This is a genomic window from Streptomyces sp. NPDC088261 (assembly GCF_044740805.1).
GTDB lineage: Bacteria > Actinomycetota > Actinomycetes > Streptomycetales > Streptomycetaceae > Streptomyces.
Window position 1 is genome coordinate 34,025 of the sequence record NZ_JBIURL010000003.1, and the last position, 26,346, is coordinate 60,370.

Genomic DNA, 26,346 nt, shown 5'->3' on the forward strand with positions numbered 1-26,346 from the left:
CAGAACCCATCCATCCGGGGGAGTTGGAAGTACCTGTGAGCACCATCAGCAGTGCCGATCTCGCACACCGACCGATCGGCCTCACCGCGCCCAGCGGTGTCGACCGCGCCGCGCACCACCGTCTCGACGAGGCGTGGCTCGCGGCGGCCTGGAGCCACCCCACGACCCGGGTCTTCGTGGTGTCGGGCGGACAGGTGCTGATCGACGACACCCCCGACGGCCGTACCGAACTGGTCATGACCCCCGCCTTCGAGGCGCCCGTCACCGAGACCCACCGCTACTTCCTCGGCACGGACGAGGACGGGGTCAGCTACTTCGCGCTCCAGAAGGACGCGCTGCCCGGCCGCATGGACCAGTCGGCGCGCGCGGCGGGCCTGCGGGAGGCGGGGCTGCTGCTGTCGCAGCGGGACGCCGGCCTGATGGTGCACGCGGTCGCGCTGGAGAACTGGCAGCGGCTGCACCGCTTCTGCTCGCGCTGCGGCGAGCGCACGGTGATCGCGGCGGCCGGCCACATCCGCCGCTGCCCGGCCTGCGGCGCCGAGCACTACCCGAGGACCGACCCGGCGGTGATCATGCTGGTCACGGACGAGGAGGACCGGGCGCTGCTCGGCCGGCAGGTGCACTGGCCCGAGGGCCGGTTCTCCACGCTGGCGGGCTTCGTGGAGCCGGGGGAGTCCATCGAGCAGTCGGTGGCCCGCGAGGTCTTCGAGGAGGCGGGCGTCACGGTCGGCGAGGTCGAGTACGTGGCCAGCCAGCCGTGGCCGTTCCCGTCGAGCCTGATGCTGGGCTTCATGGCGAGGGCCACGTCGTCGGAGATCACCGTGGACGGCGAGGAGATCGAGGAGGCGCGCTGGTTCTCCCGGGAGGACCTGCGGACCGCGATCGAGACGGGCGAGATCCTGCCCCCGGCGGGCATCTCGATCGCCGCGCGGCTGGTGGAGCTCTGGTACGGGAAGCCGCTGCCGAAGCCGCTGCCGCGATAGGGCGGCGCCGCTCCCGGGACCGCTGGGAGCAGTCGCTCCCCGGACCGCACAGCACCGATCCCCTCCGAAGCGTCGGCCTCGGAGGGGATCGGGGGATGCCGGAGGAGCGGGGCGGGGCGGGGTCAGGCGCCGAGCGCCTGCTTCACCTGCGCGAGGCTCGGGTTGGTCATCGTGACGTCGACGCCGCTCGGCGCGACCACGACCACGGTCGGCACCGTCTGGTTGCCGCCGTTCGCCTTCTCCACGAAGGCCGCGGACGCGGCGTCCTGCTCGATGTTGATCTCCGTGTACGCGATGCCCTCGCGGTCCAGCTGACCCTTCAGCCGACGGCAGTATCCGCACCACGTGGTGCTGTACATCGTCACAGTGCCCGCCATGTCCCTCGCGCTCCTCTGTTTCGCTCTCGCTCTGTGCGTCGGCTCCAGGCCGTGTGCCCCGGTGGGTGCACCGGCGCACACCGTGGAACGTACGCGGGGCGGCGGCCATTCCCGTGGGGGCGGGGGCCGTCCATGTGAGGGAGGCGACCGGTCCCGTAACGGTCCGGACCGTATTCGTATGACAGACGCGGCACAGCTGTGGACAACGGGAACAGCCGTCTCCGGCGACCTGACAGCATGGCGGGGTGACAGCAGCAACGCATTCCCCACTGTTCCCGCACGACCCGCACGAGGGCAGGACCGCCGGTCCCGGCCAGATCGTCGACCCGCCGCGGGACGCCGACGCGGTGCTCGAAGGGCTCGACCCCGAGCAGCGCGAGGTCGCGACGGCCCTGCACGGCCCGGTGTGCGTGCTGGCGGGGGCCGGTACGGGCAAGACACGCGCGATCACGCACCGGATCGCGTACGGCGTGCGGGCGGGGATCCTCCAGCCGGGCAGCGTGCTGGCCGTCACGTTCACCAACCGCGCCGCGGGCGAGATGCGGGGGCGGCTGCGCCAGCTGGGCGCGGGCGGGGTCCAGGCGCGCACGTTCCACTCGGCGGCGCTGCGCCAGCTCCAGTTCTTCTGGCCCAAGGTCGTCGGCGGCGAGATGCCGAGGCTGCTGGAGCGCAAGGTCCAGCTGGTCGCCGAGGCCGCGGCGCGCTGCCGGATCAGGCTGGACCGCAACGAGTTGCGGGACGTGACGGGCGAGATCGAGTGGGCGAAGGTCACCCAGACCGTGCCTGCGGACTATCCGGCGGCGGTCGCCAAGTCGCTGCGCGACGCCCCGCGCGACGCGGCCGAGATCGGCCAGATCTACGGGATGTACGAACAGCTCAAGCGCGACCGCTCGGTCATCGACTTCGAGGACGTGCTGTTGCTGACGGTCGGCATCCTCCAGGACCGGCACGACATCGCCGACCAGATCCGCCGCCAGTACCAGCACTTCGTGGTGGACGAGTACCAGGACGTGAGCCCGCTCCAGCAGCGCCTCCTGGAGTTGTGGCTGGGGGACAGGGAGAGCCTGTGCGTCGTCGGCGACGCCAGCCAGACCATCTACTCCTTCACCGGCGCGACCCCGGACCACCTGCTGAACTTCCGTACGCGGCACCCGGGCGCCACGGTGGTGAAGCTGGTCCGTGACTACCGCTCCACCCCCCAGGTCGTCCACCTGGCCAACGGCCTGCTGAACCAGGCGCGCGGCCGGGCCGCCGAACACCGCCTGGAGCTGATCTCCCAGCGGGGCGCCGGCCCCGAACCGGTGTACACGGAATACGCGGACGAGCCGGCGGAGGCCGAGACCACCGCCCGCCGGATCCGCGACCTGATCGCCGCGGGCGTCGCGGCGGGCGAGATCGCCGTGCTGTACCGGATCAACGCCCAGTCGGAGGTCTACGAACAGGCCCTCGCGGACGTGGGGGTGGCGTACCAACTGCGCGGCGCCGAGCGCTTCTTCGAGCGCAAGGAGGTACGGGAAGCGGGCGCCGCCCTGCGCAGCGCGGCGCGCTTCGGGGGCAACGACGCGGTGCTCGACGACGTGGTCGAGCTGCCCTCGCAGGTGCGTGCGGTGCTCTCGACCTCCGGGTGGACCACGGAACCCCCGACGGGTTCCGGGGCGGTCAGGGACCGCTGGGAGTCGCTCGCCGCGCTGGTGCGGCTGGCCGAGGACTTCGTACGGGCCAAGCCGTCCGCGACGCTCTCGGACCTGGTGGCCGAGCTGGACGAGCGCGCGGCCGCGCAGCACGCGCCCACCGTGCAGGGCGTCACGCTCGCGTCCCTGCACTCGGCCAAGGGCCTGGAGTGGGACGCCGTGTTCCTGGTCGGGCTCACCGAGGGCATGATGCCGATCACCTACGCGAAGACCGACGAACAGGTCGAGGAGGAGCGCCGTCTCCTCTATGTCGGCGTCACCCGCGCCCGGATGCACCTCTCCCTCTCCTGGGCGCTCTCCCGCTCGCCGGGGGGCAGGGCCTCCCGGCGGCCCTCGCGCTTCCTCAACGGGCTGCGGCCGGGCTCCGCGGTCCCGGGCGGCAGGCGCGCCGGCGCGGCCGCCGCGGGCGGGTCCTTCGAGCGCGCCGGAGCGGGCGCGGGCGTGGGAGGTGCCGGGGGCGCGCGGCGCAAGCGGCGGGGCCCGGTGCTCTGCCGGGTGTGCGGGAAGACCCTCACCGACGCGGGCGAGATGAAGCTGACGCGCTGCGAGGACTGCCCGTCGGACATGGACGAGGCGCTGTACGAGCGGCTGCGCGACTGGCGCGCCGGGCAGGCCAGGCTGCTGGGCCAGCCGGCCTATTGCGTCTTCACCGACAAGACCCTCATGGCGATCGCCGAGGCGGTGCCGGGCAGCGAGGGGGAGTTGACCGGGATCGCCGGCGTCGGCAGGCGCAAGCTGGACCGGTTCGGCGCCGACGTTCTGGCCATCTGCGCAGGTGACGAGGTTGCGGGCGACGTGGACGACGCGTGAGCGAAAATCGACGGGAAAATAGTTTGCGCGCGCCCCGGGAATCCCCATAGGTTCTTAACCACGGGAACAAGAGCTTCACGAAGCTCGGTCCCCGTGCTCTACTTGTCCATACACATGACCGGCTCCGGCCGGTCCCCGAGACGCCGAGAGGAGGCGATTCCAGTGTCCACGATTTTTGAGATCAAGACCGCTCCCACCGTTGTCAACACCGGCGGCTTCGCTGTCAGCACCGTCAAAATGACCGATCTGCTGGTCGCCTCCGTGTGCTCGCTCGACGTGTCGCGTGTCGAACTGAACGGCAATGGTCTGCCCGGCGTTTCCTCCGTCGTGCCGTCCGTCGGCTTCGCGGGTCTTCCCGTCCGGCCGGTGGCACGCGATGAGCGACCGATCGAGGCACTGGAAGCAGGAGCGGCAGCGGTGGAGGCCCAGGCCTACGCCTACGCGGCGGCCAGTGCCGAGACCGGACAGCAGGCGAGCAAGACGACCAAGCACCACACGATGTGGGCCTTCCGTGGGCCTGAACCCTGGAGTGATCCAGCCTGATCCACCATCAGGCCGGCGCCTTCAGGGCCGCGGAACCCCACCCGGGATCCGCGGCCCTTCTGTTTGTCCCGAACGGGACGGGCGGAGCGAAGGGGCCTCGGGATTGAGAACAACAGGTACCAGCCGCAGCCCGGCCGACCGGCCGGAACGACCAGACGAGGAATCACACCCCGTGCAACTCGAAGCGCACGCCCCGTCCGTACCGCCTTCCGAAACGATCCCCCCGCCCGGCCTCACGGAGGACTCCACCTTGATCCCCCTCACCGCGCTCACCGCGCTCGACGACGCCATCGAGAACCTCGGCGTACCCGTTCCATGCCGTGCCTACGACCCGGAGGTCTTCTTCGCGGAGTCCCCGGCCGACGTCGAGTACGCCAAGGCGCTCTGCCGCACCTGCCCGCTGGTCGAGGCCTGCCTCGCCGGGGCCAAGGAGCGCCGGGAGCCCTGGGGCGTCTGGGGTGGCGAGCTCTTCGTCCAGGGCGTGGTCGTGGCCCGCAAGCGGCCCCGCGGCCGCCCGCGCAAGAACCCGGTCGCAGCGGCATGACCATCAGCGGAACCATCGACCGTCCCTACACGCACGATCCCAAGAAGCAGGCTCCGATGACCTCTTCCCTGCGTGAGCCCACCGGCTCCGCCGCCCCAGCCGTCAGCAGCACCACCGACGCGGACGACTCGCGTCAGAACAGGACCCGCGAAATGCAACTCATCCCAGAAGCCATGGCTCGTGTCCATATGGCGGACCGCCTGCGCGAAGCCGACGCGGAACGCCGGGCCGTGCGCCTGGTCGCCGCCCGCCGGATGCAGCGCCGCGCCGAGCGCGTCTCGATGCGCGCCCGCCGCGCGCTGGCCATGGCGGTCATGCAGTAACAGACCCACCGTCCCAGGGCACATCAGTGCCCGGTGAGTCCCGGAAGAACGGGGGGCCGGTCCTCAGGACCGGCCCCCCGTCGTCATGTCAGGTCTGGTCCGCCCCGTCCTCTTCTTCCTCGTCCGGCAGGAAACCGGGCAGCCAGTCCTCCAGTTCGTCCCGCAGCCGCACCGTCGCGTTCAGCTGGCAGAGCACACCGATCGTGCTCAGCGTGACGCGGTGGATCAGCAGATAGGCCGGGGGCAGGTTCAGCTGCCTGCCCAACTGGTGGGCGGGCGACCGGGGATCGGCGATCCGCGCGGCCTGGTTGCGCATCCAGCTCCGGGTGAACGTGAACTCGTCCACCGCCGCCGGCTCGATGATCGGCAGCAGGTAGTCCAGCACCGCGTCCGGGTCCAGATCGATGGACTCCTTGACGAACCCGTCCTCACGCAGCAGGTCGTACACCCCCTCCGCGTCGCCCTCCAGCGTCATCCGCAGCGCGTAGCCGATGGTGTCGGGCAGCCCGCCGGGCAGCCGGTCGACCGTCCCGAAGTCGAGCACCCCCAGCCGGTACTCGCCGTCCTCCACGCCCTCGTCCGGGGGCAACAGCCGGAAGTTCCCCGGATGCGGGTCCGCGTGCAGCAGACCCGTACGCGCCGGGCCCGAGAAGAGGAAGCGGGCCAGCAGCTGGCCGGCGCGGTCCCGCTCCTCCGCGGACCCACCCGAGATCACGTCCGCCAGCGGCTTCCCGTCGATCCACTCGGTGACCAGCACCTGCTCGCTCTGGTGCACCACGTCGGGCACCAGCACATCGGGATCGTCCGCGAACTCCGCCGCGTGCTCCCGCTGCGACTCGGCCTCCAGCGCGTAGTCCAGCTCCTCGGAGACCCGGTCGCGCATCTCGCTGATCAGCGGCTTCATGTCCATGCCCGGGATCAGCGGCCCCAGCAGCCGGACGAACCGGCTCAGCTGGGTCAGGTCCGACAGCAGGGCCTCCCCGGCGCCCGGATACTGCACCTTGACCGCGACGACCCGGCCGTCGTGCCACACCGCCCGGTGCACCTGCCCGATCGACGCCGCCGCCGCGGGCTTCTCCTCGAACTCCAGGAACAGCTCGCGCCAGTCCTCGCCCAGCCGCTCGGCCAGCACGGCGTGCACCGTGCTGCTGGGCATCGGGGGCGCCGCCTCCTGGAGCTTGGTGAGCGCCGCCCGGTACGGCCCGGCGACCTCCTCGGGCAGCGCGGACTCGAAGACGGACAGTGCCTGCCCGAACTTCATCGCACCGCCCTTCAGCTCCCCGAGGACCTTGAAGAGCTGGTCGGCCGTGCGCTGCTGCAACTCCTTGGAGACGATCTCCGCGGACTTCCCGCCGATCCGTCTGCCCAGGCCCCAGGTGGCCCGTCCCGCGAAGCCGATGGGCAGGGCCGCCAGCTTCGCGGTGCGGGTGACCGCCTTCCGGGGAAGATCTGACATCAAGTCCTCCAGACAGCCGTGCCGCGTACAGCGGTTACCCGGTCATTGTGTCGTGCGGGGGCAAGGCTTCCGCCAGGCGCTCCCCCTCGCGTCCCCCGGCCGCCCCGCAGGGGCACTCCGGATGGGGTGCCATCCGGCGCGACCGCCAGTCGAGCCGGGGAAGTGACACCTCCCATCGTGCACCTGTCGTGGCCGGCAGTTCACCATCCAGGAACGACAAGGCGTGCGCCGCCGCCAGACCCGCCACCGTCGTGGCCAGTCCGACATCGCAGGCCTGCGTCCCCCTGACCCCCCGCCCGGACCGCCACTGGGCCAGCAGCCGGGGCCATCCCGGGTCCCGGTCCGCGCGCTCCAGGGCCAGGCACCCCGCGCACGCCGAGCCGCCCGGCAGCACCAGCGGGCCCACCACACCCGTGGCCTCGATCACGCCCGCGTACAGATGCGGGGTCCCCGAGGCGAGCCACGTCTCCGCCACCACCGGATCGGGGGCGTGGACCGCCAGGCCGTCGCGGGGCGCCACGACCACCAGGGCCAGCGGCGGCTCCCCGCCGGCCGACCACCGCGCCCGCTCCGCCTCCCGCGGCGCCCGCCCCGGCGCCGACCGCCGTACCAGCTGCCGGGCCGCCGTGTCCCTCCGTTCCCCCACGGACCCGTACGGCAGCCCGCCCGGCGCCACGTCGTCCTCCTGGGCGAACCCGCCGTCCAGCACGTCGACCCGCCCCACCCCGGCCGCCGAGAGCACCGCCGCCACGGCCGCCCCGACCCGCCCGGCGCCCCGGACCTGGACCCGCAGCGCCCGCCGCGCCGCCAGCCGCGCCATCCCCGCCCCCGGCTCCCGGTGGATGACGGAGAGCGACGCCAGGTCGGGCCGCAGCCGCTCCACCACCCCCGCCCGCTCGCGCAGCGCGTCCGCCGCCTCGCCACCGCCCGCCGGGTCGTCCAGCACCCCCGCCGCCGCCAGCCGCTCCACCAGCGCGTCGGCCCGGCCGTCCGGCAGCCCCATCGCCCGCGCCTCCTCCCGCAGCAGCGGCAGCCCCCGCGTCCCGTCCAGCAGCTCCAGGAAGCTCCCCGTCGCCGTGTCGACCGGTCCCACCAGCACCGCGTGCGCCGGGGTCACCCCGAACTGGACCGTCTGCCGCTCCCGCCAGGCCCGCCGCAGCGCGGGCTTCACCCGTGGATGCATCTCGCCGTCCCCCGTCCCTTTTCCGGCTCACCGAACTCCGCCCCGGCCCGTTTCCCGCTCGCTCGGCCGTTTCCAGAATGCAAGGAACCGGCTCCCGACGCGGAAAGTTATCCACAGGCGTGGGATATCAGTCGTTCAAATGGTGGACGCCACTCGGTGGATCAAGAAAGGACCGACCGGGAGGCGGGACTTCCCGCACACACAGCGGGTAACGTCGTGGCGTGTCCGCCGATCCCTCATCCCGCCTCACGGCGACGAGCGCCGTCGAGGTCCGCCGGAGCGCCCGCCGGAGCCGGACCGTCTCGGCGTACCGCGAAGGTGACCGGACGATCGTGCTCATTCCCGCCCGGATGTCCGAGGCGGAGGAGCGGCGCTGGGTGACGGTCATGCTCGACAAGCTCGCCGCCCAGGAGAGCAAGCGGGTCATCGGGGACGAGGCCCTGATCGAGCGGGCCGAGCGGCTGTCCGCCCAGTACTTCGAGGGCCGCGCCCGGCCGGTCTCGGTCCGCTGGGTGACCAACCAGAACACCCGCTGGGGCTCGTGCACCCCCGCCGAGGGCAGCATCCGCCTCTCGCACCGGCTCCAGGGCATGCCGGAGTACGTCGTCGACTACGTCCTCGTCCACGAACTGGCGCACCTCCTGGTCCCGGGCCACGGGCAGCGCTTCTGGCGGCTGCTGGAGGCCTACCCCCGTACCGAACGCGCCCGCGGTTATCTGGAAGGCGTCGTGGCGGCGGACCGGCTGCCCCGTTCGCCGTCGACCCGCGACGACTGAACCCCCTCGGGACGCCCGACCGGCCGGGGCGACTGATCAGCCGCGACGCCGATCGGTCTTGATCCCCGTCCCTGCCCGATCCTGTACCGAATGCGTACCGGCTCGGTTCAATGTCGGACACAGCCGTTAGCCTGGCGCGACGTATTTCATTCGGGATGGGGGACGGTCGTTACGCATGGCGAGGGAATTCCAACGCGGGCACAAGGCCAAGATCAGTGATCTCACTCCGGGGACGGATCTGTACGTAGGTGTGCAGATCGCCGCTCCCGGACTGAGCTTCGACATCAGCTGTTTCGGCCTCGACGCCGACGAACAGCTTTCGGACGACCGCTACTTCATCTTCTTCAACCAGCCGAAGTCCCCCGAGGAATCAATCCAGTTGCTGGGCGCGCAGGCGGGCGACACCGAGTCGTTCCGCGTGACGCTCGACCGGATCCCGGCGACCATCCACAAGCTCTCCTTCACCGCCACGATCGACGGCGCCGGACAGATGTCCCAGGTCGCCCCGGGATACATCCGCATCGTCGCGGGCGGTGAGGAGGTGGTCAGGTACGCGTTCAACGGCTCGGAGTTCACCACCGAACGCGCCGTGATGCTCGGCGACTTCTACCTCAAGGACGTGTGGCGCTTCGCCGCCGTCGGGCAGGGCTTCGACGGCGGACTGGACGCGCTGCTCAAGAACTTCGGCGGCGAGGTCGCCGAGGAGGAGCCCGCCGCGCCGGAGCCGCAGGCCGCCGCCCCCGCGCCGTCGTTCGCCCCGCCCGCGTTCGCGCCCCCGCCGGGCGGCGCCCCCGCCCCGGCCTTCGGCGCACCGCCCCAGGCCCCCGCGCCCCAGGCCCCGCCGCCCGCGCCCTCGTTCGGCGCCCCGGCCGGACCTCCCGCCCCCGCGCCGGTCCCGCCGCCCGTCCACGCGGCCCCGACGCTCATGGCGCCGATGTCCCCGCCCGGCGGCACCGTACCCCCGCCGCCCGCGCCGTCCCCGTACGGACAGCCGCCCCAGCCACCGCAGTTCGGCCAGGTGCCGGGCCACGTGCCGGGCCAGGCCACCGGCCAGATCCCGGGCCAGTTCCCGCCGCCCGGAGCGCCCCAGGGCCTTCCCCAGGGTGTCCCGCAAGGCGTCCCCCAGGGCGGCGCCGGGCTGACCGCGGCCCTCCAGCCGTACAAGGAACTGCCCACCGGGCAGCGCTGGACCCCGCAGAACGGCCAGCTCATGCGGGTCGACCTCGCCATGGGCGGTACGCCCGTCCTCGCCCGCCAGGGCAGCATGGTCATGTACCAGGGCAAGGTCGAGTTCGGCCACAAGGGCGCGGGCTTCGCGGGCCGGATCGTCGGCAACGCGACCGGCCAGGAGATGCAGCTGATGCGCTGCTCGGGCCGGGGCCAGGTGTTCCTCGCCGAGGACGCCGCGCACCTCCACCCCATCGAACTCCAGGGCGACGGCATCTGCGTCTCCGCGGAGAACGTGCTCGCCTTCGACGAGGGCCTCCAGTACGAGGTCCGCCGCATCGAGGGCCACGGCATCCCCGGCGGCGCGCTGTTCACCATGCAGTTCCAGGGCACGGGCACCGTCGTCGTGAAGACGCACGGCACCCCGGTGGTCCTGCCCGTCACACCGACGACCTTCGCCGACTGCAACGCCGTCGTCGCCTGGTCGTCCGCCTCCCAGGTGATCATCTCCAGCCAGGTCAGGCTGCGCCGTAACGCGTACCCGGGCCACAGCGGGGAGACCGTGAACCTCCAGTTCCGGGGCGCCCCCGGCAACTTTGTCGTCGTCCAGCCGTACGAGGTCTGAGGGAGCCCGGACTATGAACCAGCAGCTCGCGGGCTACGCCCCGACGCCCATCGCGGCCCGGATGGAGAACCACGGCCGCGCCATGCTCAAGGTCGCGATGGCCTCCGGCCAGGACCTCTTCGCCCGGACCGGCTCGATGATCGCCTACGAAGGCTTCATCCAGTACGAGCCCAACCCGCCCGCCCTCCGCCAGGTCGCCTCCCAGTGGGTGACCGGCGAGGCCGCGCCGCTCATGAAGTGCGCCGGTGACGGCCTGCTCTACCTCGCCGACTACGGCGCGGACGTCGTCGTGATCAACCTCAACAACGACGCGCTCTCGGTCAACGGCAGCAACCTGCTGGCCTTCGACGCCCACCTCCAGTGGGGCGTCGAAAAGGTCAAGGGCATGGCCAAGTTCGCCGGCCAGGGGCTGTGGAACGTACAGATCTCCGGGACCGGCTGGGTCGCCCTGACCTCGCGCGGCACCCCGATCGTGGTCGACTGCGGCCGGGGCGAGGACGAGACATACGTCGACCCGGACGCGCTCGTCGCCTGGTCACCGGCGCTCAAGGTGAAGGGCAAGCGCAGCTTCAAGGCCGGCGCGCTGGTCGGCAGGGGCAGCGGAGAGGCCTACCAGATGGCCTTCTCGGGCCAGGGAATCGTGGTCGTACAGCCGAGCGAGGACAGCACCGACCGCCTGCGGATCCGGGGCTGAGGGGGAGCAGGGAACCATGCAGAGTCCGCTTTTCGCATATACGGAACAGCAGTCCCAGGACCGCTACGTCGTGCAGAACCCGCAGCTGCTGCGGGTCGCCCTGACCGGCCAGGACGACGTCCTCGCCCGCAAGGGCGCGATGGTCGCGTACCAGGGGCTGATGGACTTCGACGGTGAGTACCAGTCGGGCGGCCAGCGCCGCGCCAGGGCGCGTACGGGCGAGGGACTCGACCTCATGCGCTGCTCCGGGCAGGGCACGGTCTATCTCGCCAACCTCGCGCAGTACATCCACGTCGTGGACGTCGACCACGAGGGCATGACCGTCGACAGCTCCTACGTCCTGGCGCTCGACTCCACGCTGCACACCGAGGTCATCGCGGTGGACAGCCAGTACGGCATCTCCGGCTCCGGCAAGTACCAGCTGAACATCTCGGGGCGGGGCAAGGTCGCGCTGATGACCTCGGGCCAGCCGCTGATGTTGCAGGTCACGCCGGACAAGTACATCAACGCGGACGCCGACGCGGTGGTCGCGTGGTCGACGTCCCTGCGGGTCCAGATGCAGGCGCAGACCCATTCCTCGGGTGTCACCCGGCGGCGCGGCAACACCGGCGAGGGCTGGGAGCTGAGCTTCCTGGGACAGGGCTTCGCGCTCGTCCAGCCCAGCGAGGTCATGCCGCCGCAGAACGCGGGGATCGGCCAGGGCCTCGGCGCGCAGTTCGGCGTCGGCGCCCAGGGCTCCCACGCCCAGAACCAGGGCAACGCCTGGAGCCGCTGACTCCCGGACCGGGGTGACAGACGGAAGGGGGCGTCCTCCCAAGGAGGACGCCCCCTTCCGTCACGCCTGGGCCCTCAGCGCCGCCCTGGTCCGCTCGATCAGCCTCAGCACCGAGCCGTCCGCCACCTGCGCGGCCTCCTCGAAGCCGAACCAGCGCAGGTCCAGCGACTCGTCACTGATCCGCTCCAGCGCCCCGGCCGGCGCCGACGCCGCGTACTGGACGTCGAGATGCCAGTTGCAGGGCGCCGGAATCGGGTGCCGGTCCAGCTGTACGGGTCCTCCGGGCAGCAGCGTCAGATCCGGGATCCCGGACTCCTCCGTGGCCTCCCGGAGAGCCGCCTCCGCCAGGGTCCGGTCCGCAGGCTCGCAGTGGCCGCCCATCTGGAGCCACATGTTCAGCTTCCGGTGCAGGGTGAGCAGCACCTTGCCCCGCTCCGGATCGATCACCAGTGCGCTGGCCGTCACATGCCCGGCCTCGCAGGCCTTCCACATCCCGTCGGGATGGGCCGCCAGATGATCCAGGTAGAGCCCGCGCAACTCCTCCTGGGAGCCGTATTCCCTCAGTACGAGAACGGCGTCGTCGTGCAGGCTCACTTGTCGGGGTTGTCCTCGTCGTTCTCGGTGGAGTCCTCAGGCTCGGCATCGTGCTTCTTCAGATCCGGCTTGCCCCCCGCCGCCTCGCCGAGCATCTTGTCCAGCTCGGAGAAGTCCAGCTGCTCGTGGTGGACAAAACCGTCCGGATCGTCCAGGTCCGACGCCGTCGGCAGGTTGTCCGGGTGCTCCCACAGCGCGTCCCGGCCGTCGGCCCCCCGCGCGTCCGTGAGCGAGGCCCACAGCCGGGCGGCGTCCCGCAGCCTGCGCGGACGCAGCTGGAGCCCGATGAGCGTGGCGAAGGTCTGCTCGGCGGGACCGCCCGAGGCACGCCGCCTGCGCAGCGTCTCGCGCAGCGCGTCGGACGCCGAGAGCCGGTCCTTCGCGGCCTCGTGCACCACCGCGTCGACCCAGCCCTCCACCAGCGCCAGCGCCGTCTCCAGACGGGCCAGGGCGGCCTTCTGCTCGGGCGTGTCCTCCGGCTGGAACATGCCGGACTGGAGCGCCTCCTGGAGCTCCTCCGGATTGGCCGGGTCGAACTGGCCGACCACGTCCTCCAGCTTGCTGGTGTCGACCTTGATGCCGCGCGCGTACGCCTCGACCGCGCCGAACAGATGCGACCGCAGCCACGGCACATGCGTGAAGAGCCGCTGGTGGGCGGCCTCGCGTAGGGCCAGATACAGCCGGACCTCGTCCTTGGGGACGCCCAGGTCCTTCGTGAACGCCTCGATGTTCAGCGGCAGCAGCGCCGCCTTGCCCGCCGGGGCCAGCGGCAGCCCGATGTCCGTCGAGCCGACGACCTCGCCCGCGAGCACGCCCACGGCCTGCCCGATCTGCTGGCCGAACATGGCGCCTCCCATGGAGCGCATCATGCCGATCAGGGGACCCGCCACGTCTCGCATCTCCTCGGGCAGCACGTCGCCCATGGCGGCGCCCACCCGCTCCGCGACCGGGTCCACGAGCTGCTGCCACGCGGGCAGCGTCGCCTCGACCCACTCCGCGCGGCTCCACGCCACGGCCGTGTGCGCCCCGGAGGGCAGGGACGTCACGCCGTCCAGCCACAGGTCCGCCAGCCGCACCGCCTCGGTGACCGCCGAGCGGTCGGAGGGGCCGACGCTCGCGTCCTTCGTCCCGTCGGAGGTGCCCTGCGCGACCGTCTGGCGCGCGATCTGCTTGGCCATGTCCCAGTTCACGGGACCGCCGTCGTAGCTGAGCATCTGGCCGAGCTGCTGGAAGGCCGCCCCGAGGTCGTTCGGGTTCAGGGAGCCGAACATCGCGGCGAACGGATTGTCTCCGCCGCCCGCGCCGCCCGGCAGGCCGAACCCGAAGTTCCCGAAGGGACTGCCGGGACCGCCGGCACCCTGACCACCTCCGGCGGGGTCCTTCTTCTTGCCGTCGCCGTCCTCCGGCTCCTCCGGCGGAAGGCCGAATCCGAATGGAGAGTCACTCACGGGGTTCCTCGGCTCGTAGGGCCGGCGGCTTCTCGCCGACGGCGGCTGCCCGACTACACACCCAGCCTAAGACCGACCGGCACCTGGGGCGTCGGTCCGGGCGGCACGGCGTCGGCGGGCTGATCTGCGGACCGCCACCGCCCCCGAACTGCGTCGACACCCGGGCGGCTTCCGGGCTCGGTGCGGAGTCGGCGGACGGTCTGCGGCAGGATGGACATCACCTGGTACGGACGCGAGCGTTCACATCCGTACTGAAGACAACCGCTGGAGACGCCCGGTGAGTTCCCCAGATCCGCAGGTTCGCGCAGCGCGAAACCGATCGACTCCGACCCCGTCCCGAGGCCCGGTCGTCGCGGTCACCGGCGCCGCCACCGGCGTCGGTGACCTGCTCACCCGCCGTCTGGCGGCCTCGGAGGAGATCAAACAGGTCGTCGCCCTGGACGAGCGGCGCGGGGACGTGCCGGAGGCCCGGTGGCACATCCTCGACATCCGCGACCCGGCCATCGCCGAGAAGCTGCGCGGCGTCGACGTCGTCGTGCACCTCGCGCTCGACCTGGACCTGGAGACCGACGCCGCCGCCCGTACCGCGTACAACGTGCGCGGCACCCAGACCGTCCTGACGGCGGCGGCCGCCGCCGGGGTGCACCGGGTGGTGCTCTGCACCTCCGCCATGGTCTACGGGGCGCTGCCCGACAACGCCATCCCCCTGTCCGAGGACGCCGAGCTGCGCGCCACGGCCGAGGCCACCGGGGTCGGCGACCTCCTGGAGATCGAGCGGCTGGGCCGCAGGGCGCCCCGCGCGCACCCCGGACTCCATGTCACGGTCGTCCGGCCCGCCGTCCTCGTCGGCGGTACGGACACGGCCCTCACCCGCTACTTCGAGTCGCCCCGGCTCCTCGTCGTCGCGGGCTCCCGCCCCACCTGGCAGTTCTGCCACGTCGAGGACCTGGTCAGCGCGCTGGAGTACGCCGCGCTCGAAAAGGTCGACGGCGAGCTGGCGGTCGGCTGCGACGGCTGGCTGGAGCAGGAGGAGGTCGAGGAGCTGAGCGGGATCCGCCGGATGGAGCTGCCGTCGGCGGTCGCCCTGGGGGCCGCGGCCCGCCTGCACCGCATCGGGCTCACCCCCTCGCCCGCCGGGGACCTCGCGTACACGATGCATCCGTGGGTGGTCAGCGTCAGCCGGCTGCACGACGCGGGCTGGCGGGCCACCTGGACGAACGAGGAGGTCCTGGCCGCCCTGCTGGCGGAGGTCGAGGGCCGCCACACGGTCGCGGGCCGCCGCCTCGGCCGCAAGGACGCCACCGCGGCGGGCGCGGCGGGGGCGACGGTGGCCCTGCTCGGCACGGCCGCGCTGGTGCGCCGCGCCCGCAAGGCCCGCCGCCGCATCTAGGGCGTGTCCGCACACGCGCCGTCCAGGCCCACACGCGCCGTCCAGCGGAAGGAAGCTTCCACCATGCGGTCTTGTACGGCACGATGGGCGGTATGGCGACCACCCCCACCCACCCCGGCGAGCAGACGGCGCAGGACCCGATCCGTCTGCTGGCGATACGCGACACCCCTCTGAGCGTGGACGAGGTCTTCCGCGCGGTCGGGGACGACGCGGCAGGCGGCACCGCCCTGTTCGTCGGCACGGTGCGCAACCACGACGGCGGCGCGGACGTGGACGCGCTCGGCTACACCGCCCACCCGTCGGCCGGGGAGGAGTTGCGCCGCGTCGCGGAGAAGGTCGTGGCCGACTTCCCGGTGCGCGCGCTGGCCGCCGTCCACCGGGTGGGCGATCTGGCGGTCGGCGATCTCGCGGTGGTCGTGGCCGTCTCCTGCCCGCACCGGGCCGAGGCGTTCGAGGCCTGCCGCAGGCTGATCGACGACCTCAAGAGCGAGGTCCCCATCTGGAAGCACCAGACGTACGCGGACGGGACCGACGACTGGGTCGGTGCGCTGAACGGCTAATTCCGGTTCCGGATCCCCTCGCCGGCGGACCGTCGGCCCCCCTCGGGACCGGTCGGCGGGGTCCGGCCCTCCCAAACCGGTCGGGCGCCCGTACGGCCCGATTTGCGTAACCGGTGCCCTGCCCGGAGCGTTGGTTCAGCAGATGGTTAATCTGCTGATCGGTCGGTCGCAGGCGCTGCGAACGCTCATGGGGTACGGGAGGTCCGAATGGCCGCGCTCACCTGGTTGCTCATTCCACTTTTCGCCGCGGTCGGTGCCGCGATATGGGGAAGCTGGGCCCAGAGGAACCGCACGACCGGAGACATAGCCACGCTCAACGGCTACGCACGGTTCCGAGACGCGATGGAAAAGGTACATTCCGGCTCCGGCCCGGCCTGACGACAGCGGCTGCGGGCCCCTCGTACGGACCGGCCCCGGGGGTGGACTGACAGACCCTTCCCGTACTGTCGTTCCATGCCACGGCGCACCGCGACCATGCTCGCTTCCACCCTCGCCCTCATCGGGTTGCTCTGCGCGGGCCTGCTGCTCCCCGTGCCGTACGCCGAGATGAGCCCCGGGCCGACGGTGAACACCCTCGGTGAAGCGCGCGGCGAGCCGGTGTTGCAGGTGTCGGGGCACAAGACGTACCCGACGTCGGGGCATCTGAACATGACGACGGTCCGGGTCACCGGAGCCGATTACCGGATGAACGTCGTCGAAGCGGTGTACGGCTGGCTGGCACACGACAACGTCGTGGTGCCGCACGACACCCTCTACCCGGACGGCAAGACGGAAGAGCAGTCCACGCAGGAGAACGCGGAGGAGTTCAGCCAGTCCCAGGAGAGCGCCAAGGTCGCCGCCCTGGAGGAGCTGAACATCCCGGTCGCCTCGTGGATCATCGTCGCGTCCGTCGTCAAGGACAGCCCCGCCGAGGGCACGCTGCACGCCGGGGACGTCATCAAGGCGGTGGACGGCTCGCCGGTGAAGGACCCGACGGACGTCGCCAAGCTCGTCACCAAGCACCGGCCGGGCCAGAAGGTCGTGTTCACGGTCGTGCCCGCCAAGGACGCGAAGGCGGCGGAGAAGGCCGGCAAGGAGCCCACGGGCACCGAGGACGTCACCATCACGACCAAGAAGTCCGACGACGGCGACCGCGCGATCGTCGGCATCCAGGCCGGGACCGACCACACGTTCCCGTTCACGGTCGACATCAAGCTGGCCGACGTCGGCGGGCCGAGCGCCGGGCTGATGTTCGCCCTCGGCATCGTCGACAAGCTCACCCCCGGCTCCCTCACGGGCGGCAAGTTCGTCGCCGGTACGGGCACGATCGACGACCGGGGGAAGGTCGGCCCGATCGGGGGCATCGAGATGAAGCTCGTCGGCGCCCGCGACGCGGGCGCCCGGTACTTCCTCACCCCGGCGGAGAACTGCGCCGCGGCGGCCTCGGACATCCCGGACGGGCTCACGCTGATCAAGGTGAACACCATCGCCGACGCGAAGGCGTCCTTGGACAAGGTCCGCTCGGAGGACACGGCCGGCCTGCCGAGCTGTTCGGCAAGCTGACCGGCCGCGCCGCCCGCGGCGGGGTGGTTACGCCTCGAAGGTGGCGGACAGTGCCTCGGCCAGCCCAGGCACCAGGCCGGAGCCGGTGAGGACCTCGGTCGGCGAGTCCTTCTCGCGCAGCCGCAGCGCCGAGTCCCGCGCGCCGTCGCGCAGCACCGCCACCGTCATCCGTACCTCCTGACGGTCGGGGTGGGCGGCGACCCAGTCGGCCAGGCCGGCCTCGTCGAGGCCGTCCGGGACGGACGCCTCCGCGGACGGCGGCAGCATCAGCCGCTCGACGGTCATCGCGCAGCCCGCCACCGCCCCGGGCCACGCGATCGTGGCGAGGAACTCGTCCAGCGGGGTGCCGGCCGGGATCTCGTCCTGCTCGATGGGGGTGAGGGGCGCGGTCGCGTCGCCGTCGTCGAGGCCCAGCTGGGCCGCGAGCTCGGGCTCGTCGGTGCGCAGCCGGGCGGTGTCGACGAGGGCGAAGAGCCGGGCCGGCTGGTCCCAGCCGAGCCCCGCGGCGTACTCGTCGATTTCGAGGACCGCGCGGGTCAGCGGGCTCGCGGCCATGGGGGTACCTGAGGAAACGTTGGACATGGCCGATATCCTGCCCCCTCGGGGACCGCGGACGGGAACTAGGTAAAGCCTCAGTAAGTTGCATGAGTGGGTCCTACGATCGCGGGACCGCTGCAAGGCTGATCCGTTCGACGCTGATTCATGTTGATCCACAACGACGCTGATCCATACGACCGCGAACTTCGAGGTGCGCACGTTGGCTTTCCAGATGCCGGACCGCGGCGCAGGCCCCGCCGGGCCACGGATGAGAGTGGCCCGCCCGTCCCGGCGGGTCCGGACCCTGCTCATGACGCTGGGGGTGCTGGCCGTCCTGGCCATGCTCTTCGTCATGTTCGCCGGGTTCTGGACCGACTGGCTCTGGTACCGCTCGGTCGACTACTCATCGGTTTTCACCACGACACTCTGGACCAAGGTCGGACTGTTCGCGGTCTTCGGCCTGTTGATGGCCGCCGCCGTCGGGTTCAACATCTGGCTGGCGCACCGGCTGAGGCCGCCGCTGAGCGCCATGTCGATGGAGCAGCAGAATCTCGACCGTTACCGGATGGGTATCGCCCCGTACAAGAAGTGGGTGCTCCTCGCGATCACGGCCCTCGTGGGGCTGATCGCCGGAGCGTCCGCGTCGGGCCAGTGGCGTACGTGGCTGATGTACGTCAACGGCGTGTCCTTCGGCCAGAAGGACCCGCAGTTCCACCTGGACGTGTCGTTCTACGCGTTCAGCCTGCCGTGGTACCGCTTCCTGCTGGCCTTCGGCTTCGCGGCCGCCGTGCTGTCCCTGATCGCCGCCGCCGTGACGCACTACCTGTACGGCGGGCTGCGGGTGACGAGCCCGGGGACGCGCGCGACCGGCGCCGCCACCGGTCACCTCTCCGTGCTCATCGGGATCTTCGTCTCGCTGAAGGCCGTGGCGTACTGGCTGGACCGGTACGGACTGGCCGTGAAGTCGAGTGACTTCAAGGCGGCGGGCAACTGGACGGGCCTGCGGTACGTGGACGCCAACGCGTATCTGCCGGCGAAGACGATCCTGTTCTGCATCGCCGTGATCTGCGCGGTGCTGTTCTTCTCGACCATTTGGCGCCGCACGTGGCAGCTGCCGGTGATCGGCTTCGGTCTGCTGGTGCTGTCGGCGGTCCTCATCGGCGGCCTCTACCCGGCGATCGTGCAGAAGTTCCAGGTCGAGCCGAACGAGCAGGCCAAGGAAGCCCCGTACATCAAGAAGAACATCGACGCGACGCGCACCGCGTACGGCATCGCGGACGCCGATGTGCAGGACTACTCGGGGCAGAGCGACCCGGCCAAGCGGGCCGACCAGCGCAAGGCGGCCGACACCGCCGCCAGTTACCGGCTGGTCGACCCGAACGTGGTCTCGCCCGCCTTCCAGCAGCTCCAGCAGGAGCGCAAGTACTACCAGTTCCCGGCGACGCTCGACGTGGACCGCTACACGGGCGCGGACGGCAAGCCGCAGGACACGGTCATCGGCCTGCGCGAGCTGAACATCACGGGTATCCCCAAGAGCAACTGGATCAACGACCACTTCACGTACACCCACGGGTACGGCGCCATCGCGTCCAAGGGCACCAACACGGTGATGTCGAACGACAACGGGGGCACGATCGGCGCCCCCGACTTCACCGAGGCGGGCCTGCCGACGACCGGCACGCTCGGCACGTACGAGCAGCGGATCTACTACGGCGAGAAGACCGAGCAGTACTCGATCGTCGGGGGCCCGCAGAAGGAGCTCGACTACGAGAAGAACGGTGAGAAGACGACGAGCTACGCCGGCAAGAGCGGCGTCGACCTCTCGAACCCGGTGAACCGCGCGGCGTACGCCGTGGCGTTCAGCGAGCCGCAGATGATCTACTCCGGCGCAATCGGCGAGGGGTCGCGGATCCTCTACAACCGGACGCCGAAGGACCGCGTCGAGGCGGTCGCCCCCTGGCTGACCATCGACGGCGACGCCTACCCGGCCGTGGTCAAGGGCCGGATCCAGTGGATCGTCGACGCCTACACCACGACCAACGGCTACCCCTACGCGTCGCGGACGACGCTGGGGGACACGACGGCCGACTCGCTGACCGACAACCAGCGCGCGGTCGTGGCCCAGCAGAACCAGGTCAACTACATCCGGAACTCGGTGAAGGCGACCGTCGACGCGTACGACGGCACGGTCACGCTCTACCAGTGGGACACCGAGGACCCGGTGCTCAAGACCTGGATGAAGGCCTTCCCCGGCACGGTGAAGCCCAAGGCGGACATCGACCCGGACCTGCTGGCGCACCTGCGCTACCCGCAGGACATGTTCAAGGTGCAGCGCGAACTGCTCACCCGCTACCACGTCACCAACGCCTCGCAGTTCTACAGCGGCAGTGACGCGTGGCAGGTGCCGGACGACCCGACCAACAAGGACAGCAGCGCGGTCCCGCCGTACTACCTGAGCCTCAAGATGCCGGGCCAGACGGACCAGCGGTTCTCGCTGACGACGACGTTCACGCCCAACGGGCGCCCCAACCTGGGGGCGTTCATGGCGGTGGACGCGGACGCGACCAGTCCGGACTTCGGCAAGATCAGAGTCCTGAGAGTGACCTCCAACGTCCAGGGCCCACAGCAGGTGCAGAGTGAGCTGAACGGTGTCGACAAGGTCGCCGAGTTCGTACGGAACCTGAGAGGCACCGACTCGGACATCGAGTACGGCAACCTCCTGACGGTGCCGCTCGACGGAGGGTTCCTCTACATCGAGCCGGTGTACGCGCGCGGTGGCAGCGCCAACTACCCGCTGCTCAAGATGGTGGCCGCCTCCTACGGAGGAGGCAAGCCGGTCTTCGAGGAGAGCCTGACGCAGGCGCTCAACGCGGTCTTCGGTACGGAGGGCTCGCAGCCACCGTCGACCACGCCGCCACCGCCGGGCGACACGACCAAGCCGCCGTCCACCGGCAGCACGGCGCTCAAGCAGGCCATCGCCGACGCCCAGAAGGCGTACGACGAGGGGCAGGCGGCGCTCGCGAAGCAGGACTGGACGGCGTACGGCAAGGCCCAGGACGAGCTCCAGGCGGCGCTCAAGCGGGCCGCGGAGGCGGACGCGGCGGCCGGCACGTCGGAGAAGCCGGGCGACAAGCCGTCGGCCTCGCCGTCGGGGAAGCCCGGTGACAAGCCCTCGGGCTCGTCCACGGAGAAGCCGTCAACCGGGACGTGAGCCCGTGAGCCTCACGAGCCGCCTGAGCGGTTGAGCCCTGAGTGACTGAGAAAGCGTCACCCCCGCGTCGTGGTACGGTTGGGACACAACGACGCGGGGTGGAGCAGCTCGGTAGCTCGCTGGGCTCATAACCCAGAGGTCGCAGGTTCAAATCCTGTCCCCGCTACGCGAAGTCAAGGGCCCGGATCCTTCTAGGATCCGGGCCCTTGACGTGTGCCGCCGCCACCTGTGTCTCAGGTGGGCCGCGTTGGTTCCCCATCGGGTTTGACTTGTCTCTCTGTGGGCAAGTCGACAAAACGCAACGACGACCTCTCCGGCCGCGATATACCAGCTGTACGTGGGTGGACAGGTGGTGCGACGATGGTATTTATGGGGGATAGGGCAACTCTGTTGGAGACAGGGCGGTTTGTGCAGCAACACGAGGCCTCGGACGCCGAGGCGGAAGCGCGTCACCGCCGCGCCGCCGAGCAGGGCGACACCGCCTCGATGAGCGTGCTCGGCGCCCTGCTGCTGCGCCGTGGCGACCTCGACGCCGCCGAGCCCTACCTGCGTGCCGCGACCGCCGAGGGCGAGCGCGCCGCCGCCAACAACCTGGGTGTCCTCCTCCACCAGCGCGGCTACGTCGAGGAGGCGGCGGGCTGGTGGCGGATCGCCGCCGTCGCCGGATCCGCCGCCGCCGCCCACGCCCTCGGCCGCCACTACCGCGAGCGCGGCGACGAGCCCGCCGCCGAATACTGGCTGCGCCAGTCCGCCGAGCAGGGCCACGCCCTCGGCGCCTACGCGCTCGCCGACCTGCTGGAACACCGCAGCGACGTCGGCGCCGAGCGCTGGCTGCGCGCCGCCGCCGAACAGGGGCACCGCGAGGCGTCGTACCGGCTGGCCCGCGCGCTGGAGCGCCGGGCCAAGGAGAGCGCGCGCTCCGGCGCGGACGTCGTCTACAGCAGCAACAGGGGCCAGTACGAGACCGGTACGGGCCGGCCGGTCCCGCCGGGCGCTCGGGGCTCCGCCGCGTCCTCCCCGTCCCGCGCGGACCGCGCGGGACGCCAGGACCCGCTCGACCGCCTCGGCCGGCCGGGCCGCGCCGCCCGCCAGGACCGCCGCGCCACGGCCGACGGCCCGACGCTGATCAGCGAGGCCGCGCAGTGGTACCAGCAGGCCGCCGCGCGCGGCCACCGCCGCGCCGCCCTGCACCTCGGCGCGATCCTGGAGAAGCGCGGCGAGCTCAAGGAGGCCGGCCGCTGGTATCTGACCGCCGCCAAGGACGGCGAGGCCAGGGCCGCCTGCGCGCTGGGCTTCCTGCTGCGCGACGCCGGGGACGAGGAGAGCGCGGCCGTCTGGTGGCTGCGCGCCGCCCAGGACGGCGACGGCAACGCGGCGAACGCCCTCGGCGCGCTGCACGCCGCCCGGGGCGAGCCGCAGACCGCCGAGCGGTGGTACCGCGCCGCCATGGACGCGGGCGACGTCAACGGCGCGTACAACCTCGGGCTGCTCTGCGCCGCTCAGGACCGTACCGTCCAGGCCGAGCAGTGGTACCGCCGCGCCGCCTACGCGGGCCACCGCGAGGCCGCCAACGCGCTCGCCGTCCTGCTCCTCCAGGCCGACGACGCGACCGGCGCCGAGCCCTGGTTCTCCAAGGCCGCCGAGGCCGGCAGCGTCGACGCCGCGTTCAACCTGGGCATCCTGCACGCCGGGCGCGACGAGGACCGTACGGCCCTGCGGTGGTACGAGCGCGCGGCGGCGGCCGGGCACACCGAAGCGGCCCTCCAGGTGGGCATCGCCTACCTGCGGGACGGCGACGAGCAGTCCGCCGAGCGCCACCTGCGCTGCGCCGCGGGCGGCGGCAGCGCCGAGGCCGCCTTCCGGCTGGCCACGGTGCTCGACGCGCGCCGGCCGCCCCCCGGGCCGCCCGCGCTCGGGGAGACGTACCCGGAGAAGAGCGAGTGCGAGCAGTGGTACGAGCGCGCCGCCGAGCAGGGCCACCGCCGGGCGCAGGTGCGCGTCGGCATGCTCGCGGCCGGCCGCGGGGACATGACCGACGCCGCCCGCTGGTACCGCGAGGCCGCCGAGGCGGGCAGCCGGAACGGCGCCTTCAACCTCGGCCTCCTGCTGGCCCGCGAGGGCGGCGAGCGGGAGGCGGCCCTGTGGTGGACCCGCGCCGCGCAGGCCGGGCACGGCCGGGCCGCGCTGCGCCTCGCGCTGCTCGCGGCCCGCAGGGGAGAGCTGACCGAGGGCCAGCGCTGGTGCGCCCGCGCCGTCGAGCTGGGCCCCTCGGAGGTCTCGGAACGGGCCGCGCGGCTGCGCGACGCGCTCCACCAGGAGCTGACGGCGTGAGCCCGGCGGAGGTCATTTGCGCTGGTCGACGCCTTGACGTAATGTTCAGTTCAACGGCGCGGGGTGGAGCAGCTCGGTAGCTCGCTGGGCTCATAACCCAGAGGTCGCAGGTTCAAATCCTGTCCCCGCTACTGATACGTGAGGCCCGGGTCCCGCAGGGGATCCGGGCCTCACGTCTGTCCGACGACAAAATCCGACAACAAGAAGGCCCGGCTCCTCAGGACCAGGAGCCGGGCACTTCCCGTGGTACTGCCGTTTCCACCGCCGTTTCACGTGCCGCTTTACGCCGCCGCGCAGTTCGGGCACGTACCGCGGTACGTCACCTCGACGTCGGAGATCGAGAATCCGAAGCGCTCGCCGTCCGGGAGGGACGCCAGTGGGTCACCCGTCGGGTGCACGTCCTTGATCGCGCCGCACTGGGCGCAGACCAAGTGGTGGTGCGGGTGGTGCGCGTTGGGGTCGTAGCGCTTGGCCCGGCGGTCCGTGGACACCTCGATGACCTCGCCCAGCGTGACCATCTCACCGAGGGTGTTGTAGACGGTCGCGCGGGAGATCTCCGGGAGCCGGGCGACGGCACGCGCGTGCACCTCGTCGGCCGTCAGGTGCACGTGGTCGCCGTCGAGGACCTCGGCCACGACACGCCGCTGTGCGGTCATACGCCAGCCGCGCTCGCGAAGTCGTTCCAACAGGTCACTCATGGGCCCAGCCTAACAGTGAGGGGACTCAGGTCCCGAACGAGTGTGACTTTGGATGTTTACTTGACTTAGACAGAGTCCATCGTAGGATCGAGATCGGCAAACGCCAAGGGACAGAACGCAGTAATGACGCTGGAGGCGCACGTGACGCAGGGACCACTGACGACGGAGTCCGGGGCTCCGCTGGCCGACAACCAGAACAGTGAGACCGCTGGTGCCGGTGGTCCCGTCCTGGTGCAGGACCAGGCGCTGCTGGAGAAGCTCGCGCACTTCAACCGCGAGCGCATCCCGGAGCGCATCGTGCACGCCCGCGGCGCCGGCGCCTACGGCACCTTCACGGTCACCCGTGACGTCTCGCAGTGGACCCGGGCGAAGTTCCTCTCCGAGGTCGGCAAGCAGACCGAGACGTTCCTGCGCTTCTCCACCGTCGCGGGCAACCTCGGCTCGGCGGACGCGGTGCGCGACCCCCGCGGCTTCGCGCTGAAGTTCTACACCGAAGAGGGCAACTACGACCTCGTCGGCAACAACACCCCGGTGTTCTTCATCAAGGACGCCATCAAGTTCCCCGACTTCATCCACACCCAGAAGCGCGACCCGTACACGGGCTCGCAGGAGGCGGACAACGTCTGGGACTTCTGGGGTCTGTCGCCCGAGTCCACCCACCAGGTGACGTGGCTGTTCGGCGACCGCGGCATCCCGGCGACGCTGCGCCACATGAACGGGTACGGCTCGCACACGTTCCAGTGGAACAACGAGGCCGGCGAGGTCTTCTGGGTCAAGTACCACTTCAAGACCGACCAGGGGATCAAGAACCTCACCACGGAGGAGGCCGTCCAGGTCTCCGGCCTCGACCCGGACAGCCACCAGCGTGACCTGCGCGAGTCCATCGAGCGCGGCGACTTCCCGTCCTGGACGGTGCAGGTCCAGATCATGCCGGCGGCCGAGGCGGCCACGTACCGCTTCAACCCGTTCGACCTGACCAAGGTGTGGCCGCACGCGGACTACCCGCCGATCGAGATCGGCAAGCTGGAGCTCAACCGCAACCCGGAGAACATCTTCGCCGAGGTCGAGCAGTCCATCTTCTCGCCGGCGCACTTCGTGCCGGGCATCGGTCCCTCGCCGGACAAGATGCTCCAGGGCCGTCTCTTCGCGTACGGCGACGCCCATCGCTACCGCGTCGGCATCAACGCCGACCACCTGCCGGTGAACCGTCCGCACGCCACGGAGGCGCGCACGAACAGCCGGGACGGCTACCTGTACGACGGCCGTCACAAGGGCACCAAGAACTACGAGCCCAACAGCTTCGGCGGCCCCTTCCAGAGCGACCGCCCGCTGTGGCAGCCGGCCCCGGTCACCGGTGTCACCGGCAACACCGAGGCGCCCGTGCACGCCGAGGACAACGACTTCGTCCAGGCGGGCAACCTGTACCGGATGCTCTCCGAGGACGAGAAGAGCCGCCTGATCGACAACCTCGCCGGGTTCATCTCGAAGGTGTCGCGTGACGACATCGCCGAGCGCGCGGTGAACAACTTCCGCCAGGCGGACGGCGACTTCGGCAAGCGGCTGGAGTCCGCGGTCCAGGCCCTGCGCGGCTGACAGCTCCGCCTCGCCGAGACGTCAGGGGCCGGATCCTTCGGGATCCGGCCCCTTTCGCCGTGTTTTCCGCGTCACCCCGCCATGACCGCGGCCCGCGTCTTGGCCGGGGACCAGCAGCGGATGATGTCGCGTACGGAGACGATGCCGACCGGTTCCCGTTCGTCGAGCACGATCAGATGGCGGAAGCCGCCGTACGTCATCGCCTCCGCCGCCTCTTCGAGCGTCCACGACGGGGCCGCGAAGACGACGTCACCCGTGGTGTGGGTGCCCGCGGTCTCGGCGTCGGGACTCTGTCCCGCGCCGAGCGAGACGAGGATGTCCCGCTCGGTGAGGATGCCGATCCCGCAGTGGTCGGGGTCCAGGACGACGGCGGCGCCGACCCGGCGGGCCGCCATCAGCCGGGCGGCCTGGCGGAGAGTGTGATCGGGTCCGATGGTGAGGACCACCGAACTCATGGCGTCACGGACAAGCATGGGATGGAGCCACCTCCTAGGT

At 71.3% G+C, this 26,346-nt stretch carries 23 protein-coding genes and 2 tRNA genes; 17 read left to right on the forward strand and 8 right to left on the reverse strand.

The features are described from left to right. The first annotated feature begins 35 nt into the window (after nt 1–35). The gene (gene nudC, locus ACIODU_RS07345; protein ID WP_161309681.1) at nt 36–983 is read left to right on the forward strand and encodes an NAD(+) diphosphatase; all 948 of its coding nucleotides are present in this window, start codon (nt 36–38) and stop codon (nt 981–983) included. A gap of 122 nt (nt 984–1,105) precedes the next feature. Here the strand turns inward: nudC and ACIODU_RS07350 are convergent, their stop codons facing one another. Further along, nucleotides 1,106–1,360 carry a mycoredoxin gene (locus ACIODU_RS07350; RefSeq protein WP_327234586.1) on the reverse strand — a complete coding sequence of 85 codons (255 nt, stop codon included), beginning with the start codon at nt 1,358–1,360 and terminating at the stop codon, nt 1,106–1,108. Nucleotides 1,361–1,605: 245 nt separating this feature from the next. On the opposite strand from ACIODU_RS07350, the gene ACIODU_RS07355 reads away from it, so the two are divergent. From ACIODU_RS07355 to ACIODU_RS07370, 4 genes are all read left to right on the forward strand, one after another. Continuing rightward, nucleotides 1,606–3,861 (forward strand): ATP-dependent DNA helicase UvrD2, encoded by a 2,256-nt coding sequence (locus ACIODU_RS07355; protein WP_401765022.1) that lies wholly within the window; start codon nt 1,606–1,608, stop codon nt 3,859–3,861. Nucleotides 3,862–4,098: 237 nt separating this feature from the next. Next, entirely contained in the window at nt 4,099–4,404 is a 306-nt protein-coding gene (locus ACIODU_RS07360; RefSeq protein ID WP_401765859.1) for a hypothetical protein, read from the forward strand. Nucleotides 4,405–4,576: 172 nt separating this feature from the next. Continuing rightward, nucleotides 4,577–4,948 (forward strand): WhiB family transcriptional regulator, encoded by a 372-nt coding sequence (locus ACIODU_RS07365; RefSeq protein WP_327234585.1) that lies wholly within the window; start codon nt 4,577–4,579, stop codon nt 4,946–4,948. Then, nucleotides 4,945–5,271 (forward strand): hypothetical protein, encoded by a 327-nt coding sequence (locus ACIODU_RS07370; protein ID WP_327234584.1) that lies wholly within the window; start codon nt 4,945–4,947, stop codon nt 5,269–5,271. Before ACIODU_RS07365 ends, ACIODU_RS07370 begins: the two co-directional genes overlap by 4 nt. Before the next feature lie 88 nt (nt 5,272–5,359). On the opposite strand, the gene ACIODU_RS07375 is transcribed toward ACIODU_RS07370, so the two are convergent. Together ACIODU_RS07375 and ACIODU_RS07380 are read right to left on the reverse strand one after the other, a co-directional pair. Then, nucleotides 5,360–6,727 carry an AarF/ABC1/UbiB kinase family protein gene (locus tag ACIODU_RS07375; protein WP_161308742.1) on the reverse strand — a complete coding sequence of 456 codons (1,368 nt, stop codon included), beginning with the start codon at nt 6,725–6,727 and terminating at the stop codon, nt 5,360–5,362. 34 nt (nt 6,728–6,761) lie between these two features. After that, complete coding sequence (locus ACIODU_RS07380) at nt 6,762–7,910, reverse strand: TOMM precursor leader peptide-binding protein (RefSeq protein ID WP_401765027.1); 1,149 nt, start codon at nt 7,908–7,910, stop codon at nt 6,762–6,764. 221 nt (nt 7,911–8,131) lie between these two features. Here ACIODU_RS07380 and ACIODU_RS07385 point away from each other — a divergent pair, with 221 nt between their 5' ends. From ACIODU_RS07385 to ACIODU_RS07400, 4 genes are all read left to right on the forward strand, one after another. Then, nucleotides 8,132–8,686: a M48 family metallopeptidase gene (locus ACIODU_RS07385; RefSeq protein ID WP_401765030.1), complete on the forward strand. Its 555-nt coding sequence runs from the start codon at nt 8,132–8,134 to the stop codon at nt 8,684–8,686. A 175-nt stretch (nt 8,687–8,861) separates the two neighbouring features. Next, complete coding sequence (locus tag ACIODU_RS07390) at nt 8,862–10,478, forward strand: TerD family protein (protein ID WP_401765033.1); 1,617 nt, start codon at nt 8,862–8,864, stop codon at nt 10,476–10,478. A 13-nt stretch (nt 10,479–10,491) separates the two neighbouring features. Then, complete coding sequence (locus ACIODU_RS07395; RefSeq protein WP_356427403.1) at nt 10,492–11,172, forward strand: AIM24 family protein; 681 nt, start codon at nt 10,492–10,494, stop codon at nt 11,170–11,172. Between the two features lie 16 nt (nt 11,173–11,188). After that, nucleotides 11,189–11,947: an AIM24 family protein gene (locus tag ACIODU_RS07400; RefSeq protein WP_356427400.1), complete on the forward strand. Its 759-nt coding sequence runs from the start codon at nt 11,189–11,191 to the stop codon at nt 11,945–11,947. Between the two features lie 60 nt (nt 11,948–12,007). On the opposite strand, the gene ACIODU_RS07405 is transcribed toward ACIODU_RS07400, so the two are convergent. Next, nucleotides 12,008–12,541 (reverse strand): NUDIX hydrolase, encoded by a 534-nt coding sequence (locus tag ACIODU_RS07405; RefSeq protein ID WP_401765037.1) that lies wholly within the window; start codon nt 12,539–12,541, stop codon nt 12,008–12,010. After that, nucleotides 12,538–13,989: a zinc-dependent metalloprotease gene (locus ACIODU_RS07410; RefSeq protein WP_356427394.1), complete on the reverse strand. Its 1,452-nt coding sequence runs from the start codon at nt 13,987–13,989 to the stop codon at nt 12,538–12,540. Before ACIODU_RS07410 ends, ACIODU_RS07405 begins: the two co-directional genes overlap by 4 nt. Before the next feature lie 277 nt (nt 13,990–14,266). Here ACIODU_RS07410 and ACIODU_RS07415 point away from each other — a divergent pair, with 277 nt between their 5' ends. The 3 genes from ACIODU_RS07415 (at nt 14,267) to ACIODU_RS07425 (ending at nt 17,481) form a co-directional block, all read left to right on the forward strand. Next, a complete protein-coding gene (locus tag ACIODU_RS07415) occupies nt 14,267–15,379 on the forward strand; it encodes an SDR family oxidoreductase (RefSeq protein WP_401765040.1) in 1,113 nt (370 codons plus the stop codon). A gap of 92 nt (nt 15,380–15,471) precedes the next feature. Then, nucleotides 15,472–15,939, forward strand: a complete 468-nt coding sequence (locus ACIODU_RS07420) for a molybdenum cofactor biosynthesis protein MoaE (protein WP_356427388.1) — start codon at nt 15,472–15,474, stop codon at nt 15,937–15,939. A 453-nt stretch (nt 15,940–16,392) separates the two neighbouring features. Then, a complete protein-coding gene (locus ACIODU_RS07425; protein ID WP_401765043.1) occupies nt 16,393–17,481 on the forward strand; it encodes a PDZ domain-containing protein in 1,089 nt (362 codons plus the stop codon). A 27-nt stretch (nt 17,482–17,508) separates the two neighbouring features. Here the strand turns inward: ACIODU_RS07425 and ACIODU_RS07430 are convergent, their stop codons facing one another. Then, the gene (locus ACIODU_RS07430; protein WP_327234572.1) at nt 17,509–18,063 is read right to left on the reverse strand and encodes a PPA1309 family protein; all 555 of its coding nucleotides are present in this window, start codon (nt 18,061–18,063) and stop codon (nt 17,509–17,511) included. Nucleotides 18,064–18,250: 187 nt separating this feature from the next. Here ACIODU_RS07430 and ACIODU_RS07435 point away from each other — a divergent pair, with 187 nt between their 5' ends. The 4 genes from ACIODU_RS07435 to ACIODU_RS07450 all read left to right on the forward strand — a co-directional run bounded on the left by ACIODU_RS07435 (nt 18,251) and on the right by ACIODU_RS07450 (nt 23,691). Then, nucleotides 18,251–21,229 carry a UPF0182 family protein gene (locus ACIODU_RS07435; protein WP_356427474.1) on the forward strand — a complete coding sequence of 993 codons (2,979 nt, stop codon included), beginning with the start codon at nt 18,251–18,253 and terminating at the stop codon, nt 21,227–21,229. Between the two features lie 92 nt (nt 21,230–21,321). Then, nucleotides 21,322–21,395: transfer RNA gene (locus tag ACIODU_RS07440), tRNA-Met, on the forward strand. 203 nt (nt 21,396–21,598) lie between these two features. Then, a complete protein-coding gene (locus ACIODU_RS07445) occupies nt 21,599–23,560 on the forward strand; it encodes a tetratricopeptide repeat protein (protein ID WP_401765046.1) in 1,962 nt (653 codons plus the stop codon). Nucleotides 23,561–23,617: 57 nt separating this feature from the next. Continuing rightward, nucleotides 23,618–23,691, forward strand: a tRNA-Met gene (locus ACIODU_RS07450). A gap of 150 nt (nt 23,692–23,841) precedes the next feature. Here ACIODU_RS07450 and ACIODU_RS07455 read toward each other — a convergent pair. Next, a complete protein-coding gene (locus tag ACIODU_RS07455; protein ID WP_161311743.1) occupies nt 23,842–24,258 on the reverse strand; it encodes a Fur family transcriptional regulator in 417 nt (138 codons plus the stop codon). A 141-nt stretch (nt 24,259–24,399) separates the two neighbouring features. Here ACIODU_RS07455 and ACIODU_RS07460 point away from each other — a divergent pair, with 141 nt between their 5' ends. Then, a complete protein-coding gene (locus ACIODU_RS07460; RefSeq protein ID WP_356427379.1) occupies nt 24,400–25,851 on the forward strand; it encodes a catalase in 1,452 nt (483 codons plus the stop codon). Nucleotides 25,852–25,922: 71 nt separating this feature from the next. On the opposite strand, the gene ACIODU_RS07465 is transcribed toward ACIODU_RS07460, so the two are convergent. Continuing rightward, the gene (locus ACIODU_RS07465) at nt 25,923–26,324 is read right to left on the reverse strand and encodes a CBS domain-containing protein (protein ID WP_356427376.1); all 402 of its coding nucleotides are present in this window, start codon (nt 26,322–26,324) and stop codon (nt 25,923–25,925) included. Nucleotides 26,325–26,346 lie beyond the last annotated feature (22 nt).

What these genes read in the sequence shown, in the direction of transcription:
- ACIODU_RS07350 (WP_327234586.1), bottom strand. Translation starts at nt 1,360, where the DNA reads ATGGCGGGCACTGTGACGATGTACAGCACCACGTGGTGCGGATACTGC.
- ACIODU_RS07435 (WP_356427474.1), top strand. Translation starts at nt 18,251, where the DNA reads ATGCCGGACCGCGGCGCAGGCCCCGCCGGGCCACGGATGAGAGTGGCC.
- ACIODU_RS07370 (WP_327234584.1), top strand. Translation starts at nt 4,945, where the DNA reads ATGACCATCAGCGGAACCATCGACCGTCCCTACACGCACGATCCCAAG.
- ACIODU_RS07430 (WP_327234572.1), bottom strand. Translation starts at nt 18,063, where the DNA reads ATGTCCAACGTTTCCTCAGGTACCCCCATGGCCGCGAGCCCGCTGACC.
- ACIODU_RS07400 (WP_356427400.1), top strand. Translation starts at nt 11,189, where the DNA reads ATGCAGAGTCCGCTTTTCGCATATACGGAACAGCAGTCCCAGGACCGC.
- ACIODU_RS07445 (WP_401765046.1), top strand. Translation starts at nt 21,599, where the DNA reads ATGGGGGATAGGGCAACTCTGTTGGAGACAGGGCGGTTTGTGCAGCAA.
- ACIODU_RS07455 (WP_161311743.1), bottom strand. Translation starts at nt 24,258, where the DNA reads ATGAGTGACCTGTTGGAACGACTTCGCGAGCGCGGCTGGCGTATGACC.
- ACIODU_RS07375 (WP_161308742.1), bottom strand. Translation starts at nt 6,727, where the DNA reads ATGTCAGATCTTCCCCGGAAGGCGGTCACCCGCACCGCGAAGCTGGCG.
- ACIODU_RS07465 (WP_356427376.1), bottom strand. Translation starts at nt 26,324, where the DNA reads ATGCTTGTCCGTGACGCCATGAGTTCGGTGGTCCTCACCATCGGACCC.
- ACIODU_RS07420 (WP_356427388.1), top strand. Translation starts at nt 15,472, where the DNA reads ATGGCGACCACCCCCACCCACCCCGGCGAGCAGACGGCGCAGGACCCG.
- ACIODU_RS07380 (WP_401765027.1), bottom strand. Translation starts at nt 7,910, where the DNA reads ATGCATCCACGGGTGAAGCCCGCGCTGCGGCGGGCCTGGCGGGAGCGG.
- ACIODU_RS07425 (WP_401765043.1), top strand. Translation starts at nt 16,393, where the DNA reads ATGCCACGGCGCACCGCGACCATGCTCGCTTCCACCCTCGCCCTCATC.
- ACIODU_RS07360 (WP_401765859.1), top strand. Translation starts at nt 4,099, where the DNA reads ATGACCGATCTGCTGGTCGCCTCCGTGTGCTCGCTCGACGTGTCGCGT.
- ACIODU_RS07390 (WP_401765033.1), top strand. Translation starts at nt 8,862, where the DNA reads ATGGCGAGGGAATTCCAACGCGGGCACAAGGCCAAGATCAGTGATCTC.
- ACIODU_RS07395 (WP_356427403.1), top strand. Translation starts at nt 10,492, where the DNA reads ATGAACCAGCAGCTCGCGGGCTACGCCCCGACGCCCATCGCGGCCCGG.